Source organism: Stenotrophomonas maltophilia, from assembly GCF_006970445.1.
Taxonomy (GTDB): domain Bacteria; phylum Pseudomonadota; class Gammaproteobacteria; order Xanthomonadales; family Xanthomonadaceae; genus Stenotrophomonas; species Stenotrophomonas maltophilia_AU.
The window spans coordinates 1,735,643-1,754,309 of sequence record NZ_CP033877.1 but is presented as its reverse complement, the minus strand read 5'-3'; the positions used below and the strand labels follow the sequence as shown (position 1 = coordinate 1,754,309).

General features: G+C 66.6%; 19 protein-coding genes. 6 read left to right on the top strand and 13 right to left on the bottom strand.

Features of this window, described 5'->3' with window-relative positions; translation table 11 throughout:
- Positions 1 to 8: 8 nt before the first annotated feature.
- The 3 genes from EGM71_RS08145 to EGM71_RS08135 are packed head-to-tail and all read right to left on the bottom strand — an operon-like array spanning position 9 to position 5,001.
- The gene (locus tag EGM71_RS08145) at positions 9 to 1,358 is read right to left on the bottom strand and encodes a metallophosphoesterase (protein WP_430544082.1); all 1,350 of its coding nucleotides are present in this window, start codon (positions 1,356 to 1,358) and stop codon (positions 9 to 11) included.
- 14 nt (positions 1,359 to 1,372) lie between these two features.
- A complete protein-coding gene (locus EGM71_RS08140; protein ID WP_188489024.1) occupies positions 1,373 to 2,488 on the bottom strand; it encodes a phytase in 1,116 nt (371 codons plus the stop codon).
- The gene (locus EGM71_RS08135) at positions 2,488 to 5,001 is read right to left on the bottom strand and encodes a TonB-dependent receptor (RefSeq protein WP_430544081.1); all 2,514 of its coding nucleotides are present in this window, start codon (positions 4,999 to 5,001) and stop codon (positions 2,488 to 2,490) included. The genes EGM71_RS08140 and EGM71_RS08135 overlap by 1 nt, the downstream gene beginning before the upstream one ends.
- A 216-nt stretch (positions 5,002 to 5,217) precedes the next feature.
- Here EGM71_RS08135 and upp point away from each other — a divergent pair, with 216 nt between their 5' ends.
- A complete protein-coding gene (gene upp, locus EGM71_RS08130; protein ID WP_005409099.1) occupies positions 5,218 to 5,850 on the top strand; it encodes a uracil phosphoribosyltransferase in 633 nt (210 codons plus the stop codon).
- Between the two features lie 114 nt (positions 5,851 to 5,964).
- Here the strand turns inward: upp and EGM71_RS08125 are convergent, their stop codons facing one another.
- Positions 5,965 to 6,444: an SRPBCC family protein gene (locus EGM71_RS08125; protein WP_014036819.1), complete on the bottom strand. Its 480-nt coding sequence runs from the start codon at positions 6,442 to 6,444 to the stop codon at positions 5,965 to 5,967.
- Complete coding sequence (locus EGM71_RS08120) at positions 6,425 to 6,850, bottom strand: ArsR/SmtB family transcription factor (RefSeq protein ID WP_223224549.1); 426 nt, start codon at positions 6,848 to 6,850, stop codon at positions 6,425 to 6,427. Before EGM71_RS08120 ends, EGM71_RS08125 begins: the two co-directional genes overlap by 20 nt.
- Positions 6,851 to 6,909: 59 nt before the next feature.
- On the opposite strand from EGM71_RS08120, the gene EGM71_RS08115 reads away from it, so the two are divergent.
- Positions 6,910 to 7,203 carry a PsiF family protein gene (locus tag EGM71_RS08115; RefSeq protein WP_188489020.1) on the top strand — a complete coding sequence of 98 codons (294 nt, stop codon included), beginning with the start codon at positions 6,910 to 6,912 and terminating at the stop codon, positions 7,201 to 7,203.
- An 85-nt stretch (positions 7,204 to 7,288) separates the two neighbouring features.
- On the opposite strand, the gene EGM71_RS08110 is transcribed toward EGM71_RS08115, so the two are convergent.
- The 6 genes from EGM71_RS08110 to rsmD form a co-directional block, all read right to left on the bottom strand.
- Positions 7,289 to 8,176, bottom strand: a complete 888-nt coding sequence (locus EGM71_RS08110; RefSeq protein ID WP_188489018.1) for an MBL fold metallo-hydrolase — start codon at positions 8,174 to 8,176, stop codon at positions 7,289 to 7,291.
- 120 nt (positions 8,177 to 8,296) lie between these two features.
- The gene (ggt, locus tag EGM71_RS08105) at positions 8,297 to 10,027 is read right to left on the bottom strand and encodes a gamma-glutamyltransferase (protein WP_188489016.1); all 1,731 of its coding nucleotides are present in this window, start codon (positions 10,025 to 10,027) and stop codon (positions 8,297 to 8,299) included.
- Complete coding sequence (locus EGM71_RS08100) at positions 10,024 to 10,305, bottom strand: YfhL family 4Fe-4S dicluster ferredoxin (protein WP_004153175.1); 282 nt, start codon at positions 10,303 to 10,305, stop codon at positions 10,024 to 10,026. The genes ggt and EGM71_RS08100 overlap by 4 nt, the downstream gene beginning before the upstream one ends.
- Before the next feature lie 132 nt (positions 10,306 to 10,437).
- A complete protein-coding gene (locus tag EGM71_RS08095) occupies positions 10,438 to 10,929 on the bottom strand; it encodes a hypothetical protein (RefSeq protein WP_004153167.1) in 492 nt (163 codons plus the stop codon).
- Positions 10,930 to 10,989: 60 nt separating this feature from the next.
- A complete protein-coding gene (coaD, locus tag EGM71_RS08090) occupies positions 10,990 to 11,499 on the bottom strand; it encodes a pantetheine-phosphate adenylyltransferase (protein ID WP_014036814.1) in 510 nt (169 codons plus the stop codon).
- Positions 11,500 to 11,525: 26 nt separating this feature from the next.
- Positions 11,526 to 12,104 (bottom strand): 16S rRNA (guanine(966)-N(2))-methyltransferase RsmD, encoded by a 579-nt coding sequence (gene rsmD / locus EGM71_RS08085; RefSeq protein WP_188489014.1) that lies wholly within the window; start codon positions 12,102 to 12,104, stop codon positions 11,526 to 11,528.
- A gap of 649 nt (positions 12,105 to 12,753) precedes the next feature.
- On the opposite strand from rsmD, the gene htpG reads away from it, so the two are divergent.
- On the top strand, positions 12,754 to 14,643 hold the full coding sequence (htpG, locus tag EGM71_RS08080) for a molecular chaperone HtpG (RefSeq protein WP_188489012.1): 1,890 nt from the start codon (positions 12,754 to 12,756) through the stop codon (positions 14,641 to 14,643).
- Between the two features lie 204 nt (positions 14,644 to 14,847).
- On the opposite strand, the gene EGM71_RS08075 is transcribed toward htpG, so the two are convergent.
- A complete protein-coding gene (locus EGM71_RS08075; protein ID WP_188489010.1) occupies positions 14,848 to 15,147 on the bottom strand; it encodes a hypothetical protein in 300 nt (99 codons plus the stop codon).
- A gap of 129 nt (positions 15,148 to 15,276) precedes the next feature.
- Between EGM71_RS08075 and ftsY the strand changes: the two genes are divergently transcribed.
- From ftsY to EGM71_RS08060, 3 genes are all read left to right on the top strand, one after another.
- Positions 15,277 to 16,593: a signal recognition particle-docking protein FtsY gene (gene ftsY / locus EGM71_RS08070; protein ID WP_188489009.1), complete on the top strand. Its 1,317-nt coding sequence runs from the start codon at positions 15,277 to 15,279 to the stop codon at positions 16,591 to 16,593.
- 80 nt (positions 16,594 to 16,673) lie between these two features.
- On the top strand, positions 16,674 to 17,798 hold the full coding sequence (mutY, locus tag EGM71_RS08065; protein WP_188489007.1) for an A/G-specific adenine glycosylase: 1,125 nt from the start codon (positions 16,674 to 16,676) through the stop codon (positions 17,796 to 17,798).
- A gap of 5 nt (positions 17,799 to 17,803) precedes the next feature.
- The gene (locus EGM71_RS08060; RefSeq protein WP_188489005.1) at positions 17,804 to 18,073 is read left to right on the top strand and encodes an oxidative damage protection protein; all 270 of its coding nucleotides are present in this window, start codon (positions 17,804 to 17,806) and stop codon (positions 18,071 to 18,073) included.
- A 74-nt stretch (positions 18,074 to 18,147) separates the two neighbouring features.
- Here the strand turns inward: EGM71_RS08060 and EGM71_RS08055 are convergent, their stop codons facing one another.
- Positions 18,148 to 18,606, bottom strand: a complete 459-nt coding sequence (locus EGM71_RS08055) for a DUF6491 family protein (RefSeq protein ID WP_188489003.1) — start codon at positions 18,604 to 18,606, stop codon at positions 18,148 to 18,150.
- Positions 18,607 to 18,667 lie beyond the last annotated feature (61 nt).

Here is an 18,667-nt window from a genome sequence, read left to right as displayed (position 1 = left end):
GCGATTCTTCATTCCCAGCAGCGATCGGCGCGACCCTTGGCGGTCTGCGCCCGCGGGCAGTCGCGCGGAGCAATGCGGCCTTCGGTCAGCTCCGTGCGCTGCTTTCCACCCTTGGCATCACGACGCAGTTCGAAGGCATCGTAAAGACGGCCGGTCACGGTGCGTGCTTCATAGCGCAGGTGCTGCGGGTCGATGTTCAGCACCTGGAACAGCTGGGTGTCCTCGGCCACCGGGTCCATCGTCCTGCGCGCTTCGTCGGAAAGGCGGTACTGCTTCGGTCCGGCCACGGTCACCACATACTGCGGCGTCGCGGCCTGCCCTTCGCCGCGGCGGCCATAGGTGTGATCGTGGCCCTGCAGCACCAGATCGACGTTGTGGCGGCGTACCACCGGCAGCAGCACGTCACGCAACGCGGCGTTCTCGCGCCCTTCGCGCGGCGAGTAGAACGGCTGGTGCAGCAGCACGATGGTCCACGGCTGCCGATTGCCGGTCAGCACCTTGTCCAGCCACTGTGCCTGTGCTTTGGCGGTGCCGAGGTCGAGTGCCGATGTGCCATCGACCACGGCCACGCGCACGCCCTGCGCATCGAACCAGTAGCTGGTCTGACGCGCCGCGGTGGCACCATTGCCCGGCAGCGCGAACGTCACCGGCCAGTGCCGGCCCAGCACGCGGCGCTCCTGCGGGGTGTCCTCGAATTCCTCGAAGTACTCGTGGTTGCCGATGGCCGGCGCCACCAGCGTTTCCTGCGCCAGCCAACTGATCGCAGCGAACCACTCGCCCCACTCGCTGTCGTCCATGTTGTCGCCACCGCTGACCAGGTCACCGGCAAACAGACTCATGCGCGCCTGCGGCGCAGCCTTCTGTGCAGCACGCACCACGCGGCTGACATGGCTGACGTTCTTGTTCTGGGTATCGCCGAAGTACAGCAGGGTCAGCGGCTGATCGGCGCTGGCCAGCGTGCGCAGCTGGTTCCAGGCGCTCCAGCTGCCACTGCCCTGCACACGGTAGACGTACTGGGTATCCGGCTGCAGGCCATCGATATCCGCTCGATGGTGGTGCGACAGACCGTTCTCGGTCTGCAGCGCGCGGGTCGTCGCACGCACCTGGCGGATGCCTTCAATGGCCGGCGAATCTGCGGCCAGCGCGATTTCCAGCAGCGGCGCCTGCACGCTGCCATCGGTGCGCCAGGCCACGGCGAACCCATGGCTGGGATCGACCGCCGGCGAGGCGACGATGCGGTCCGGCACCGTCGTCGCTGCGTAGTGGCGGCTACCCGCCGGCACCTGGGTATTCGGTTCGGCTGCCGCGAACGACAGCGACGGCAGCGCCAGCAACAGGCCCAGCGCCAGCGTGCGCATCACGCAGTGCCGGCTCATGCGCCACACTCCAGCGGCAGCGCGAGCTGCTTGGCGACGCTCTCCCAGTCGAACGCCACCACGCCCTGGTCGTCATGCACTGCATACAGCGCACCGTGCGGGAAGCGCGCGCTGGGCTGCTGCATCATCCAGATGCCATCGGTGTTGGCCACGGTGTTGCCCTGGAACGCGCCGACCGGCTTCAGCGTGTGCCGGTCGAACAGATGGAACACGCTGCGTTGCTTGCCCTGCTCGGTGGTGATCCACCAGCCGTCCTTGCCACAGGTGCGCAGGGTCACGCCTTCGGCCTGCGCCTTGAATACATCGCGGCCGAAGGTGGTACCGGTGAAGCGTCCGGCCAGGGTGTAGACCTTGAACTCGCTGGCGTAGCTCTCGTCCTCTTCGGCAATCAGCAGTCGGTCGTTCTCGGGGTCGCCCCAGATCGACTCGACCACGCGCAGCGCACCGGCTTCGGTGGTATCGCCGATGCTGGCCACCAGCTTTGCCTCGACCTTCGTGCCGTCGCGGGTCACCTGGTACTGGCGCACGCGCTTGTCCAGCTCGGCCAGCGGCGGCAGGATGTCACGCCCCTGCGCATCCTCGCCGTTGTCCCAGGAATCGGTGACGTAGACGCTGTAGCCATCGGCACGGCGGTCGACCCACAGGCCGTACGGCTTGCGCAGGTCGTCCGCAGCGAAGGTCGCCAGCGGCGCGAAGTCCGGCAGGCTCAGCACCTGCACGCGGTGATTGTCGCGCTCGACGATCCACAGCAGGTCGTCGGTCACCGCGATGCCGTTTGGGCGGTCGAACTGACCCGGTGCGGTGCCGCTGCTGCCAACGTCACGCAGGTGCTGGCCGGTGCTGCCGTCGTAGACCACCAGCTTGTCGGTCGCCTTGGCGGTGGCGATCAGCCACAGCGCGCCGTCCGGCGCGCGCCAGGCCGCCGGCGAGTCGATGTTGTCGGCCGGGGTCATCGGTGACAGGAAGGCTTCGGCGATGGTGGTCACCACGCGCTCGCCACTGGCGACCGGCGCGGCCGCTCCCGCAACCGGATCGTTGCCGGTGGCCGGCGTGCAGCCGGCGACCAGCGTAGCCGCCAGTGCGGCGGCCAGGACAGTGACGCCACGCCCCATCACAGCGCCACCTTCAGGCCCAGCGCATAGGTGCGGCCGTACTCTTCCATCTGCAGGGTGCGCGAACGCGTGCCCTGGTACAGCTCCAACGGCTTGTCCAGCAGGTTCTGCGCTTCGAAGTACACGCTCACGCGCGGGGTGAACTTGTAGTCCAGCGAGAAATCGAGCTGGGTGTTGGGTGCCACGTAGATGTCGAATGCGCGCCCCTTGCCGATGCTGTCCAGGTACTCGCTGCGGTACACCGCCGCCAGGCGCGTGCTCACACCGTACTTTTCATAGCCGATGTGTGCGCTGTAGACATGCTTGGAAGCGCGCGGCAGGGTGAAGTCCTCGCCCGCACGGTCCTTGATACCGGCATCGAACTTGGTATCCAGCCAGGTGCCACTGGCACCGACCAGCAGGCCATCCAGGCCGTCCGGCAGGAAGGCCAGCTGCTGCTGCCAGTTGAATTCCGCACCACGCACGGTGGCCTTGCGACCATTGATCGGCTGGGTCACGTCGAATCCACCGTAGGCCGGATCATTGGTACGCACGGTTTCCACGATGTAGCCATCGATCGATTTGTGGAACAGGCCCAGCGAAACGATGCCGCTGCTGCCGATGTACTTCTCCACCGACAGGTCGATGTTCTTCGATTCGTACGGATCCAGTTCCGGATTGCCCAGGCGCACTTCCTCGTCACCGCGGCTGTAGCCCACGCGCGGCGAGACGTCGCCGAAGGACGGGCGCGATACGGTCTTGTTGGCCGAGGCGCGCAGCACCCAGTCATCGGCGGCGTCATAGCGCAGGTGCAGGCCCGGCAGCACGTCGGTGTAGCTGCTGTTGGCCACGCGCGGGGTGACGGTGAAGCTGCGGCCGTTGGCGGCCACGTCCACCTGGTTGCCGACCGCCTTGAAGCGGGTGTTTTCCACGCGCACACCACCGATGATGCGCAGCGCGCCGACGTCCCAGGTTCCCATGGCGTAGCTGGCGAAGATGTCTTCGCTGGCCACGTAGTCCTCTTCCAGCGATGTCATCGCGTTGCCACCGGCGTCCTGCGGGCGGGCGCTGTACTGGCCACCATTGGCGGCCCAGAAGGCGCGCATCGCGGCCGAATCCATGCCGTCGCCGAGGTTGCCGTGACGGTGTTCGGGCGAAGAGGTGGTCCAGCTCGACAGCGCCACCTTCGGACCGACGCGCAGTTCGCGCTCATCCACATTCACGTCGCGGTCGCGCCAGCGGCCCAGCAGGCCGAACTTGATGCTGCTGCTGTCGCCGTCGAAGCGCACGTTGACCTGCGCGCTGTGTTCCTTGTCGTTCACCTGCTTGGGCGAAAGCACGAAACGGTCGAACGCGTAGCTGCTGTTGTCCAGCCACTGCGGATTGTCGAAGCTGTAGCTGGGCAGGCGGCTGCTCTGGTCCAGGGTGCCGTTGAAGGCCTTGCCGTTGAGCTTGAAGCGCGCCTCCATCTCGTCGTTCACGCGCTCTTCGGTACGGGTGTAGCCGATCCGGTAATCGACCACGGCGTTGGTCAGCTTGTTCTCGCCACCGAGACTGGCCGCGAAGGTGTTTTCCTTCTTGGTGCGGTAGCGCATGCGCTTGTCGATGGAATCCTTCGGCATGCCATCCAGGCGGTACTGGTCGGTGCCGGCCTTGACCATCTTCGCATCGTCGAAGTTGAAGATCACGCGCTGGCGGGTCTCCGCATCATCGAACTGGCTGTACAGCGTGCGCAGGTAGTACTTGCTGTCTTCGTTGGGGCGCCAGTCGAGGTTGAGGTTGGCACCGATGCGCTTGCGCTCGATCTCGTACTTGCGGTGCTGCAGGTTGATCGCGGTCACGTCGCCGGGGGCGGCATCGTCCTCGCCGTCATACTCCACTTCGGTGTTGTCCGACTCGAACCTGCGCTTCTGGTAATTCACGCCCAGTGCCACGCCGAACGTATCGTTGAACACTTCGCTGTAGTTGAAGGCGGCCTTGGGACTGGTCTCGCCGGACAACTGCTGGTGGCTGCCCTCGATCTTGCCGCGCAGGCTGCGACCGTCGCGGTCGAAGGCCGAAGCCGATTCCACCAGCACGGCGCCACCGATGGCATCACCCGGCATGTCCGGGGTCGGCGACTTCACCACGCGCAGGCGCTCGGTGGAGTCGGACGGGATCACGTCCAGCGGCGCGGCGCGGCTCGAATCTTCCGGCGTGCCGATGGCGATGCCATCCACGCTGACGCTGTTGAGGTTGGCGTCCAGGCCGCGGATGACCACGAAGCGGCCTTCACCCTGGTCGCGGGTCACGCTGACGCCCGGCAGGCGCTGCAGTGATTCGGCGACGTTCTTGTCCGGGTACTGGCCCAGGGCATCGGAGGACACCGCGTCCTCGATGGCGTCGCTGCTGCGCTTGAGGTCGACCGCGCGGATCTGCGATTCGAGCTGGGCGCGCACTTCGATACGGTCCAGGTCGACCGCGTCGGCCGCCACGGCGCCGGTGGCGGCTACCGCCTGCTGCCCGGCGGCCTGCAGCGGAGCTGCGGCCCCCATCGCCAGGGTCAGGGTGATGGCAACGGCCAACGGAGTCTTGATATGCACTGGGAATCCCCATTCCTGTTAAGAATGGGTCTGCACGGTATGTCCGCAAGGTTGCATGGCCGTGACATGCATCTGCACATTTCATGTACGGCGGGTCGGGGCCCGGTTTGGGGTTCGACACGCCAATCCGGCAAAATGGCGTCCTCTCTCCTTTTCCCCTTCCCGACCATGAAGATCGTCGAAGTGCGCCACCCGCTGGTGCAGCATAAGATCGGCCTGATGCGCAACGCTGCGCTCAGCACCAAGGATTTCCGCGAACTGGCCAACGAGCTGGGTACGCTGCTGGCCTACGAGGCCACCGCCGACCTGGACACCGAGCCGCACACCCTGCCCGGCTGGGCCGGCCCGGTCACGGTGCAGCGCATTGCCGGCGCCAAGATCACCGTGGTGCCGATCCTGCGTGCCGGCCTGGGCATGCTCAGTGGCGTGCTGTCGCTGATCCCGGCAGCCCGCGTCAGCGTGGTCGGCCTGCAGCGCGATGAGGAAACCCTGCAGCCGGTGCCCTACTTCGAGCGCCTGACCGGCCGCCTGGAAGAGCGCGACGCGCTGATCCTGGATCCGATGCTGGCCACCGGCGGCACCCTGATCGCCACCATCGACATGCTCAAGCGTGCCGGTGCCCGCCGCATCAAGGGCATCTTCCTGGTAGCCGCGCCGGAAGGCATCGAAGCGGTCAAGGCCGTGCACCCGGACGTGGAGATCTACACCGCGGCCATCGATGCCCAGCTCAACGACAAGGGCTACATCCTGCCGGGCCTGGGCGATGCCGGCGACCGCATCTTCGGTACCCGCGTCGGTTGATCCGGCGGACCGGGGTCAGAGCCCTTTCGCAACGAAAGGGATCTGACCCCAACAGCTATGGGGTCGGATCCCTCTCCCCAGGAGAGGGCTCTGACCCCGCCTCCAGGCACGGCATCAGAGGCCGGCGGCGAAGGTTTCCAGCTGGCCGATGACGGTGTTCCAGCCGTCGAAGAAGCCCAGCTGCTCATGCTGGTCACGCAGGGCCTTGTCCGGGTGCATCACCCGCGCGGTGTAGCGGCAGCCCTGCCCCTCGTCCTCCATGGTGATGATGGCGGTGAAGCCCAGCCAGGGGGACTGCGGTCGCCAGCCCGCACCCAGCATCGAGGTGAACACCAGGCGCTGCTGCGGCACGATCTCGAGGAAGCTGCCCGGGTTGTCACTACTGCCGCCATCCGGTCCTTGCATGAAGGTGTGGAAGGCCCCGCCGGGGCGCAGGTCGAATGCACGCACCTCGGTGGTCCAGGGCTTCGGGCACCACCACTGGCGCAGCAGTTCCGGGTCGGTCCAGGCCCGCCACAAGGCGGCACGCGGTGCGTTCAGCACACGGCTGATGACCAGATCGGTGTCGGGGTTGTTACCTGCGTCTACGGCCATGGACCTGCTCCTGTCGGTGAAGGGTTTCGACGAAATCGACCATGCGGTCGGCACGCGCTTCCCATGCGGCACGCTGTTCCGCGAGCCATTGCTCGGCCTGGCCCAGTCGCGCCGGCACCAGTTCGCAGGTGCGTATGCGCCCCTGCTTGTGGCTGCGCACCACGCCGCTGCGTTCCAGCACGGCCAGATGTTTCATCAGCGAGGGCAAGGCCATCTCGAACGGCTCGGCCAGCGTCGACACCGTGCACGGCCCTTGCCCCAGCGCAGCCACGATCGCGCAGCGCGTCGGGTCGGCCAGTGCCTGGAAGACCTCTTGAATGGCGGGATCATACTTACCCATATGGCTAAGTAATACGCCGATCTGAACGTTGCCGCAAGCAGGCGCGGCAATGGTGTGATTCTTCACGTGGCCTTGCCGGCCCGAAGCGAATGCTCCGCGCACCCGCCACCGCTTGGAGCACCCTGATGAAAGCCTCTTTCCTGCTGGCCGCCGCTCTGCTGGTCGGCCTGCCCCTGGCTGCCAACGCCACCACCCCGCAGCAGCAGCGCATGGCCGAATGCTCGGCCAAGAACAAGGGCTTGAAGGGTGATGCCTACAAGACCGCGCAGAGCTCCTGCCTCAGCGGCCACGCCGCCGAGACCAAGGCGGTCAATCCGCAGCAGGAACGCATGCGCAAGTGCAATGCCGACGCCGGCGCCAAGAAGCTGGCCGGTGATGCGCGCAAGACCTTCATGAGCAGCTGCCTGAAGTCGTCGTAGCAATCACGTCCGGGTAGTACGCCTTCCACGCATGGCGTGGATCTGCCGCCGTCAGTGAAAGGCCGGGCATAGCCCGGCCATTTCATTACCCCAGGGCGCGCGCCTTCAGCTCGCCCTGTTCGTGCAGGGTCACGAAACGTCCCTTGTCATCACGGCCCAGCTGCGCCAGCGCCACCTGCGGGTCGTGGGTGAAGAACAGCCGCACGTTGCGCGCCAGCTTGTCTTCAAGGAACTGCCGCTTCTCGTCGATCAGCAGCTCGGCGTTGCGGTCGTAGCCCATGGTGATCGGCACGTGTACCCATGAGCGCCCCGGGATCAGGTCGGCACAGAACACCACGCCACCACGCGCACTTTCGCCTGCATGCGCGTGACCGACGATCTCGGCCAGCATCAGCCCCGGCGTATGCCCGTCGCTATAGCTGAAGCGTACGCTGCGGCCGAGCGCCTTCGAGTACTCCCCGTCCACCACTTCCAGCCGGCCACTGGCCTGCAGCAGGCCCGGCAGTTCCGGAATGAAGCTGGCGCGATCACGCGGGTGCGGTTGCACGGCGCGCTGCCAATGCTGCGCGCCGACCACGTAGGTCGCGTTGGGGAACAGCAACTCGGGCTCGCGACCTTCGCTCCATGCCGCCAGCAGGCCGCCGGCATGATCGAAATGCAGGTGGCTGAGCACGACGACATCAATGTCCTCGTGCTCGAAACCTGCTTCGCGCAACGAATCGATCAGTACGTGCTGGCTTTCCTGCACGCCATAGCGCTCACGCATGCGCGGATCGAAGAACGCCCCGATACCGGTTTCAAACAGCACCGTCTTGCCTTCCAGCGGGCTGGCAAGCAGCGCACGGCAGGCCAGCTCGATGCGATTGAGCTCGTCCGGTGCCGCCCATTTTTCCCACAACGCACGCGGCGCGTTGCCAAACATCGCGCCGCCATCGAGGCGCTGCGAGTTTCCACGAATAGACCAGAGTTTCATGCGTCGATTATCGGCGCCGGCTCGTTAAATAATCGCTAGAAAGGAAACAGAAAACCCCGCCGGCAAAGGCGGGGTTTCGGTAATCAGCCAGATTGCCGGCCAGCAGCCGGCGCTACCGGATCAGCGCGCCGGTACGACCTGGGCGCTGCCCACCGGATTGCGCGGGTCGCTGCCGCCGAACAGTCTGTTCGCCTTGCGGTCCCATTCCACGGTCTGCAGGTTGCCCCACACATGGCTGGAGCCGCGGCCACCGGCGGCGACATTGCCCGGCAGGTCGATCTTGTGACCCATTGCCTGCAGCTGCTTCACCGTCGCCGCGTCGAACGCATCGTCCTCGGCTTCGATCAGGTCCGGCAGCCACTGGTGGTGGTAGCGCGGCAGCGCGGCAACCTGCTGCGCATCCAGGCCGGCGTCGTAGCCCAGGATACCCAGCAGCACCATGGTGATGATGCGGCTGCCGCCCGGGGTACCCAGCACCACCACCTTGTCGGCGTTCTCCATGAAGGTCGGGGTCATCGAGCTGAGCATGCGCTTGCCCGCCTTCGGCGCATTGGCCTCGTAGCCCATCACGCCGAACGCGTTGGGTGTGCCCGGCTTCAGCGCGAAGTCGTCCATCTCGTTGTTGAGCAGCACGCCGGTGCCCTTGGGAATCAGCCCCGAGCCATACAGCAGGTTGACGGTCTGGGTGGCGCCGACGCGGTTGCCATCGCGGTCGATGATCGAGAAGTGCGTGGTCTCGTCGTCTTCCAGCGGTGTCGGGTTGCCCGACAGCAGGTCGCTGGGCGTAGCCTTCTCCGGATGGATGGTCGCCCGCAGGCCCTGTGCGTAGTCCTTGCTGGTCAGCACCTTCTGCGGGATCTGCACGAAGTCCGGATCGCCGAGGAAGAAGGTGCGGTCGCGGTAGGCGCGGCGCATCGACTCCACCACCAGGTGGGTGCGATGTGCCGGGTCCATCTTCTTGATGTCCCAGCCTTCCAGGATCTGCAGCATGCTTGCCAGCGCGATGCCACCGGACGACGGCGGCGGTGCGGTGGTGATCTTCCAGCCGTTGTAGTTGAACACGATCGGCTCGCGCTGCTTCACGCGGTAGCCGGCCAGCTCTTCAGCGGTCCACTTGCCTCCGGCCTGCTTCACGCCTGCCAGCAACAGCTTTCCGGTCTGGCCCTTGTAGAAGCCATCGAAGCCATCCGCGGCCAGGCGCTCCAGCGTCTGCGCCAGTTCCGGCTGCTTGAACAGGTCACCGGTGGCGATTGGCTTGCCGTTGCGCAGGTAGACCTCACGCGTGCCGGGATAGCGTTCCATCACTTCACGCCGTGACGCATAGCCCTTGGCCATGCGGTCGTACACCGGGAAGCCTTCGCGCGCAATGCGGATCGCCGGCTGCAGCGACGCTGACAGGGGCAGCTTCCCGTGCTTGGCCGACAGCTCGACCAGCGCCGCGGGCAGGCCAGGAATACCCGCCGACCAGGCACCGTTGACCGAACGATCACGGTCCAGGTTGCCCTGCTTGTCCAGGAAAGCCTGCGGGGTCGCAGCGGCCGGTGCGGTCTCGCGTGCATCCAGCATCACATCCTTGCCGGTAGCCGCGTCGTGCAGCAGGAAGAAGCCGCCGCCGCCCAGCCCGGAACTGATCGGCTCGACCACCGCCAGCGTGGACGACACCGCCACCGCAGCGTCGAAGGCGTTGCCGCCCTGCGCAAGGATGTCGATGCCGGCCTGGGTGGCCAGTGCGTGGCCGCTGGCAATGGCCGCGCCATCAGGGCGATCGGCACGGGCCGGGTTGTCGGCCCAGGCGATCGGGCTCAGCAGCAGGCCGAGCAGCAACAGGGGGCGGACGATCAGCGTCTTCATTCGGATGGGGGCTCCGCGTAGAGTTCGGGGTGATCGTGCTGCAGCTGGCGCAGCTTGGCCAGCAGCTGGTCTTCCGTTTCCACGATCTCCGGGTCCGGGTCGATGCACTCGACCGGGCAGACGACCACGCACTGTGGCTCGTCGAAATGACCCACGCATTCGGTGCAGCGCGCAGGGTCGATCACGTAGATGGTTTCACCCATCGCAATGGCCTGGTTGGGGCAGGCCGGCTCGCATACGTCGCAGTTGACGCAGAGCTCGTTGATTTTCAGCGACACGGCGATACTCCTCGCCCGCGCCCTGGGACAAAGGACCGGCCAGCGCGGGCGCGCGGGCCGGTCAGGTCATCAGCGGCTCCCTTGCAGGACGCCGCCCGGGCCATGCCGGAGCATGGCCGCCATGGCTCGGTATTACTTGGCTTCGACGAAAATGTACTCGGCACCGGTCGGCTGGATCGCAGCCTGCACGCGGGCATTGTCGGCCGACTGGCCGATGAAGACGACGCGCACGCCCTTCATCGAATCCGGCGACACGTCCTTGAACACGGCCTGGATCATGTCAGCCATCTTGCCCGAGGCCGACGAACCGAAGGCCAGCATGTTGCCCGGCTGCACGCCACGGGCCACGGCCTGGGTCGCGCTCTCGGTCTGGCGCTCGTACTTGGCCTGGAAGTCCGGATCCGATTCCGGCGAGAGGTAGTACAGGAACGGGCTGTTGGTGATGTTGCCCATGTTCTGGATCGCCACTTCCTGCAGGTACTTCTTCCAGCCTGCATCGTCGTCCTTGGACGGAGCGACCAGGGCCTGCTTGGCCTCGTCGACCGGAGCGGCCTCTTCCTTCTTGCAGGCCGTGAAGGCCAGGGCCAACGAAGCGATCAGCATCGCGCGCATGGTGGTGTTCATGGGTTTCCTCCCGGAATGGTGCGTGGTGTTGTACGTAATGGGGTGCGGGTACAGCGGGGCTTACGACTGTGCCGACTTCGCTTCGCGGACCTTGCGAAGGGCTTCGAGCACCGCGGCCGGCACGAAACCGGACACGTCGCCGCCCAGACGCGCGATCTCGCGGACCAGCGAGGACGAAATGAAGCTGTGCTGCTCGGCCGGGGTCAGGAACAGGGTCTCGACCTCGGGGATCAGGTGGCGGTTCATGCTGGCCATCTGGAATTCGTACTCGAAGTCGGACACCGCGCGCAGGCCGCGCAGCAGGACGCCGCCCTGCACCGAACGTACGAAATGGGCCAGCAGGGTATCGAAGCCGATGACTTCGACATTGCCGTGGTGTGCCAGGGCACCGCGTGCCAGCTGCACGCGCTGTTCCAGCGGCAGCGCCGGGCCCTTCGACGGGCTCTGCGCCACGCCGACCACCACCTTTTCGAACAGCGGCGCGGCCCGGCTCACAAGGTCGATATGACCGTTGGTGATCGGGTCGAACGTGCCGGGGTAGACGGCAATGCGGCGATTGGCCACGGTCATGGGCGGATGCAGATGTTCAGATGAGGTCAAAGTGTAGCAGTGGCACGACGGTACAGGGCAAAGCGCACCTCACGGGTGCCGCCCTCGCGGTGCAGCAGCCATTCCGGCGGCAGCACCGGCACGTGGCCGGCCGGCGATTCCAGGTACAGCCAGGCATCGGCAGCCAGGTGGCGCGGCAGCTGGGCCAGCACGTCCTGCCACAGGCCATCGGCAAACGGCGGGTCGATGAAGACCAGGTCGGCCTGCTGCGCCTGCGCCCCCTGCAGCCAGCGCAGGGCATCGGCCTGCACGACGGTGATCTGGTCGCTGGCCTGCAGCTTGGCGACGGCGGCGGTCAGGTTGCGTCCCAGCTGCGCATCGCGCTCGACCAGGGTGGCGTGGGCAGCGCCACGCGAGACCGCCTCCAGGCCCAGCGCACCACTGCCGGCGAACAGGTCCAGCACCCGCGCACCGCCGAGCCTGGGCAGCAGCCAGTTGAACAGGGTTTCGCGCACGCGGTCGCTGCTGGGCCGAAGCCCCGGCAGGGTCGGCACCGGCAGGCGGGTATTGCGCCAGCGACCGCCGATGATGCGGACCTGGCCGTCGTTGCCCCCACGGCCGCTCACCGGCGCCCCCGGCGGAGTTCATTCGAGAATTTCAGCATGAGCGGGATTGTAGTCGTCCGGGCTTTGCCCGGCACCCGCAGAGGCCAGAGCAACAGCCGAAGCAAGGGCAAAAGCCGGCTATCCGTGGGTTGGCGGGGTGGGTCCGGTTGAGGGGGACGCCGTAAACCCATCCATGGGGGCTTGGTCGCGCCATCCATGGCGCTCACACCCCCTCAACCGGACCCACCCCGCCTTCGACAGTTTCCTGCGACCTGTCGGAACGTCCCTTGGGGTCAGATCCGTTTTCCTGCGGAAAACGGATCTGACCCCATTTGATGTATCGATATCTGACAGATGTGTCGACCAAGGTCGACGCCTACCAACAGCCGCGTGAACCTGTCAGAGGCGGGGCACTGTGGGTTCGCGGGGTGTGAGCCGCATGGATGCGGCGACCAAGGCTACATGGACGTACTTGCGCCGTCCCCGCGAACCCACAGTGCCCCGGCATCCCACGGAATGCCGCTCTGGCTCTGGCTCTGGCTCTGGCAGTTGCACTCAGCGGGTGCAGGGCGCAGCCCTGCCCGACCAACCCCTTGATTTCGGGACAATCAGCCATACCCCTTGGCGAGGCCGCACGCGCTGGCGCGGCATTGCACATGGAGCCTTATCGATGACCGAGACCACCCAGACCGAAACCCTTGGCTTCCAGACCGAAGTCAAGCAGCTGCTGCAGCTGATGATCCACTCGCTGTACTCCAACAAGGAAATCTTCCTGCGCGAGCTGGTCTCCAATGCCGCCGATGCCGCCGACAAGCTGCGCTTCGAGGCCCTGACCCAGCCGGCCCTGCTGGAAGGCGACAGCGAACTGCGCGTGCGCGTCAGCTTCGACCCCACCGCCCACACCATCACCATCGAAGACAACGGTATCGGCATGAGCCGCGCCGAAGCGATTGCCCACCTCGGCACGATCGCAAAGTCCGGCACCGGCGATTTCCTGCGCCAGCTGTCCGGCGACCAGAAGAAGGATTCGCAGCTGATCGGCCAGTTCGGCGTCGGCTTCTACAGCGCCTTCATCGTCGCCGATGAAGTGGAAGTGACCTCGCGCCGCGCCGGCCTGGCCGCGGCCGAAGGCGTGCGCTGGACCTCGCGCGGCGAAGGTGACTTCGACGTCGCCACCGTCGACAAGGCCGAGCGCGGTACCCGCATCGTGCTGCACCTGAAGGACGGCGAGCATGACTTCGCCGATGGCTGGCGCCTGCGCAGCATCCTCAAGAAGTATTCGGACCACATCGGCCTGCCGATCCAGATGCCGAAGGAAGGCGAAGAAGGCGCCGCCGGCGAGTGGGAGACCGTCAACCGTGCCAGCGCGCTGTGGACCCGCCCGCGCACCGAGATCAGCGACGCCGAGTACACCGAGTTCTACAAGCACGTGGCGCACGACCACAGCGATCCGCTGGCGTGGAGCCACAACAAGGTCGAAGGCAAGCTGGAGTACACCTCGCTGCTGTACGTGCCGGGCCGCGCGCCGTTCGACCTGTACCACCGCGATGCGCCCAAGGGCCTGAAGCTGTACGTGCAGCGCGTATTCGTGATGGACCAGGCCGAGCAGTTCCTGCCGCTGTACCTGCGTTTCATCAAGGGCGTGGTCGATTCCAACGACCTGTCGCTGAATGTCTCCCGCGAGATCCTGCAGTCCGGCCCGGTCATCGATTCGATGAAGGCGGCGCTGACCAAGCGCTCGCTGGACATGCTGGACAAGCTGGCCGCCGACAAGCCGGAGCAGTACGCCGCGTTCTGGAAGGAATTCGGCCAGGTGCTGAAGGAAGGCCCGGCCGAGGACTACAACAACCGCGAGAAGGTGGCCGGCCTGCTGCGCTTCGCTTCCACCCGTGGCGACGGCGATGCACAGAGCGTGTCGCTGGCCGATTACCTCGGCCGCATGACCGAGGGCCAGGACAAGATCTACTACCTGACCGGCGAGAGCTACAGTCAGGTACGCAACAGCCCGCACCTGGAAGTGTTCCGCAAGAAGGGCGTGGAAGTGCTGCTGCTGACCGACCGCATCGACGAGTGGCTGATGGGCTACCTGACCGATTTCGACGGCAAGGGCTTCGTCGACATCGCCCGCGGCGACCTCGACCTGGGCGCGCTGGAAAGCGAGGCCGACAAGCAGGAGCAGGAAGCGGCGGCGAAGGACAAGCAGGGCCTGGTCGAGCGCCTGAAGACGGTGCTGGGCGATGACGTGGCCGAAGTGCGTGTCTCGCATCGCCTGACCGATTCGCCGGCGGTGCTGGCCATCGGCGAACAGGACCTGGGCCTGCAGATGCGCCAGATCCTGGAAGCCAGCGGGCAGAAGGTACCTGACAGCAAGCCGGTTCTGGAAATCAATCCGGGCCATCCGCTGATCGCCAAGCTCGATGCCGAAGCCGATGGCGCGCGTTTCGACGATCTGGGCCGGGTGCTGTTCGACCAGGCCGCGCTGGCCGCCGGTGACAGCCTGAAGGACCCAGGCGCCTATGTGGCGCGCCTGAACAAGCTGCTGCTGGAACTGTCGGCCTGATCGGCAAGGTGGTCGCCGGGCATGGCCCGGCGACGCTCTGGTAGGTGCCCACCTTGGTTGGCACTACTGCCCTGGTAGAGGCCAACCTTGGTTGGCGCCCCAAAAGCGTGCCAACCAAGGTTGGCACCTACCAGGGCGTCGAGCATGCCAACCAAGGTTGGCACCCACCAGGGGCGGCGGTTGGCGCCTACCGAGGCGGGCTGATCAAACCTCGCGATCCAGCAGCGAACCCAGCATCTGGTCCTGGCGCCGGATCACCGTGGCATTGGCGGCGAACGCCACCACCTCGGCTTTCGCCGCCAGCAGATCACCCAGCGGCGCGCCGGCATCGGCGCCGGTGGGAATCACCGAGGCCTGCACCCCACCCTGCTCAGCGGCACCGCGCTGTACCTGCAGGCGCCGGGCATCGGGGGTCGCCAGATTGGCCATGTTGTGCGCGGCCACCTGCACGCCCTGCTGGGCCGCACGCATCCCGCTGAGGGCGATTCCCATCACGTTGTTCATGGCGGTCTCCGGGCCGCACTGCGCAGCCCTCCGGACCGGTTAACGGCCGGCTGGCCGCGACCTTGAGTCCACATCGGCCCGACAGGCCCGAGTGGTAGCATATCCCTCTGATTTCAGCGCCTTTTGCCAATGCTCAGTTTTTTCCGCCGCAAGAAGCCCCAGGATGCCCCCGCAGTGGAGGCACCCAAGACCCAGCACTACTCGGCTGAAGAGCTGGCGGCGGCGTTCCCGTCGACCGCACCGGTCGAGGACAAGGAACCTGCGCCGGTAGCCGCGCCGGCCGTGCCTGCCCCGGTCGAGCCGCCCCCGGCAGCGGTCGCTCCAGTCGCTGTCGAGCCCACGCCGGTGATTCCGGCTCCAGCCGCGCCGGTTCCGGCAGCTCCAGCGCCGACGGCGCAGATTGACGTCGCCCCCGTTGCGGCCCCGGCAATCGAACCGGCACCCGCACCGCTGCCCGAGCCCACCCCGGCACCGGTCACCGACGACCTGCCTGCCGCCGCCTCGGTTGATGCCGTTCCGGCGCCTGCCGGCAAGCCCGGCTGGCGCGAACGCCTGCGCAACAGCGTCATCGCGCGCAGCTTCGGTGGCCTGTTCTCGCGCAACCCCAAGCTCGACGACGACCTGCTGGACGAGCTGGAAACCGCACTGATCACCGCCGACGTCGGCGTGGGTGCCACCACCGATCTGGTCGAGGGCCTGCGCAAGCGCATGAAGTCGCGCGAGTTCGCCGACGCCAATGCACTGCTGGCCGCACTGCGCGCCGAGCTGATCGCGATCCTGCAGCCGGTGGCCAAGCCGCTGGTGATCGACCGCACTGCCAAGCCCTTCGTGGTACTGACCGTCGGCGTCAACGGCGTCGGCAAGACCACCACCATCGGCAAGCTGGCCAAGCGCTTCAAGGATGACGGCCACAGCCTGATGCTGGCTGCCGGCGATACCTTCCGTGCCGCCGCCGTGGCCCAGCTGCAGGCCTGGGGCGAGCGCAACGGCGTGGCCGTGGTCGCGCAGGGGCAGAACGCCGATGCCGCTTCGGTGGCGTTCGACGCGCTGCAGGCCGGCAAGGCCCGTGGCACCTCGGTGCTGATCGCCGATACCGCCGGCCGCCTGCACACCCAGTCCGGCCTGATGAACGAGCTGGGCAAGATCCGCCGTGTGCTCGGCAAGATCGACCCCACCGCACCGCACGAAGTGCTGATGGTGATCGACGGCACCACCGGCCAGAACGCGCTGTCGCAGCTGCGCCAGTTCAATGCCGCGGTGAACGTGACCGGCCTGGTGGTGACCAAGCTGGATGGCACCGCCAAGGGCGGCGTGGTGTTCGCGCTGGCGCGCGAGTTCGGCATTCCGATCCGCTTCGCCGGCATCGGCGAGCGCCCGGAAGACCTGCGCGTGTTCGACCCGGAAGCCTTCGTCGACGCCCTGTTGCCCGAAGCGCTGGGCGCCTGATACACCGCGCAGCCACCGCAATCTGGTGCAGCCACCCATGGGGTGGCTCTACCAGGTGGCTGCCCTCCTCGGGAACTCCAATGCCCCGCCAGCCGCACGCCAGCGCCGAGACTGCAGAACGGAACGGTTTCGTCGCCCGCCTGCTGCACTGGTTCGACGACCACGGTCGCCACGACCTGCCCTGGCAGCACCCACGCAGCCCCTATCGGGTCTGGCTGTCGGAAATCATGCTGCAGCAGACCCAGGTGGCCACGGTCATCCCTTACTTCCAGCGGTTCCTGCAGCATTTCCCGACCCTGCCCGACCTCGCCGCCGCCAGCAATGACGCGGTGATGGCGCAGTGGGCCGGGCTCGGCTACTACGCCCGCGCACGCAATCTGCACGCCGCTGCAAAGCGCTGCGTGGAACTGCACGACGGCGACCTGCCGCGCGATTTCGATGCACTGCATGCCCTGCCCGGCATCGGCCGCAGCACCGCAGGTGCGATCCTCAGCCAAGCCTGGAACGATCCGTTCGCGATCCTCGATGGCAACGTCAAGCGCGTGCTCAGCCGTTACCACGGCATCGACGGCTTTCCCGGGCTGCCGGCCATCGAGAAACAGTTGTGGACGATCGCCGAGGCGCACGTAGCGCAGGTGCCGGCCGGGCGCATGGCCGATTACAGCCAGGCACAGATGGACCTGGGTGCGACGGTGTGCAGCCGCGCCAAGCCAGCCTGCGTGATCTGCCCGCTGCAGGACGAGTGCGTGGCGCGCCGCGAAGGCCGCACCGCTGAACTGCCCACGCCCAAGCCCAGCAAGACCCTGCCCGAGCGCGAAGCAGTGGCCCTGCTGCTGCGCGATGCCCAGCAGCGCGTGCTGCTGCAGAAGCGGCCGGATACCGGCATCTGGGCGCAACTGTGGACGCTGCCGCAGGCCGATGCCGGCAGCGTGCTGCAGGACTGGTTCGACGCGCATGTCGAAGGTTCGCTGGAAGACGCCGAGGAGCTGCCCGTGCTGCAGCACACCTTCAGCCACTACAAGCTGCATCTGCAGGTACTGTCGCGGCAGGTGCACGGCCTGCGCGTGGAAGAACCCACGCTGCGCTGGGTCGCCGCCGACGAACTGCCCGCACTGGGCCTGCCGGCACCGATCCGCAAACTGCTCGATGGCGCCACGATCAAGGCGCCGAAACGAACGTCCAAGAAACCCCGCAACCACGAGTGAGTGCCATGTCCCGAACCGTCTTCTGCCAGTATGAACAACGCGATGCCGAGGGCCTGGACTTCGTGCCCTACCCCGGCGAACTGGGCCAGCGCATCTTCAGCAACATCGGCAAGCAGGCCTGGGCTGCGTGGCTGGCGCACCAGACCATGCTGATCAACGAAAACCGCCTGTCACCGCGCACCCCGGAACATCGCGCGTTCCTTGAAGGCGAACTGGTCAAGTTCCTGTTCGAGAAGGACGCGGAAAAGCCGGCAGGCTTCGTTCCGGAAGCCTGACGGCAAAAAAGGGGACGGAGGGGATTAAGTCGTTTGTGGCACAAACGACTTAATCCCCTCCGTCCCCTTTTTGATCATTTGGCCGGGGAGGTCTCCGCCTCGCGCTCCTGCACCTGAGCCTGGCGCAGCTCCTGCTCGGAGGCACGCAGTGCCTTCACGTCCAGCTTGCGGATGCTGTTGATGAAGCACGGCATGCGCGGACCACCGGTCGGGTCGCGCACCAGCACCTTGTCGAAACGCGACGACACGCGGCCCATGCTGCTGGTCAGCCCGATGGCGGTGGCGTAGGACAGGTCCGGGCACGGGCCACTCAGTTCCAGCAGGTAAGCCTCGCTCGGTCGGGTCCAGACCGCCAGCGCACTGTCACCCAGTTCGGTCCAGCCATTGAGGCTGCCGAAGAACTGCATGTCGTTCTGCGGCGCGCCGGCGTGGGCACGGTACAGATCCAGTTTCTCGGTACTGCTGAGCCGGCCGGTGGTCGCGCAGGCGGCCAGGGCCAGGCAGAGTCCGGCAATCAGGATCGGGGTCTTCATGGCGATCTCCTCGGGGTACCGTCGCCATCATGCGCCTGGCCCGGCAACACCGGCGCGACGA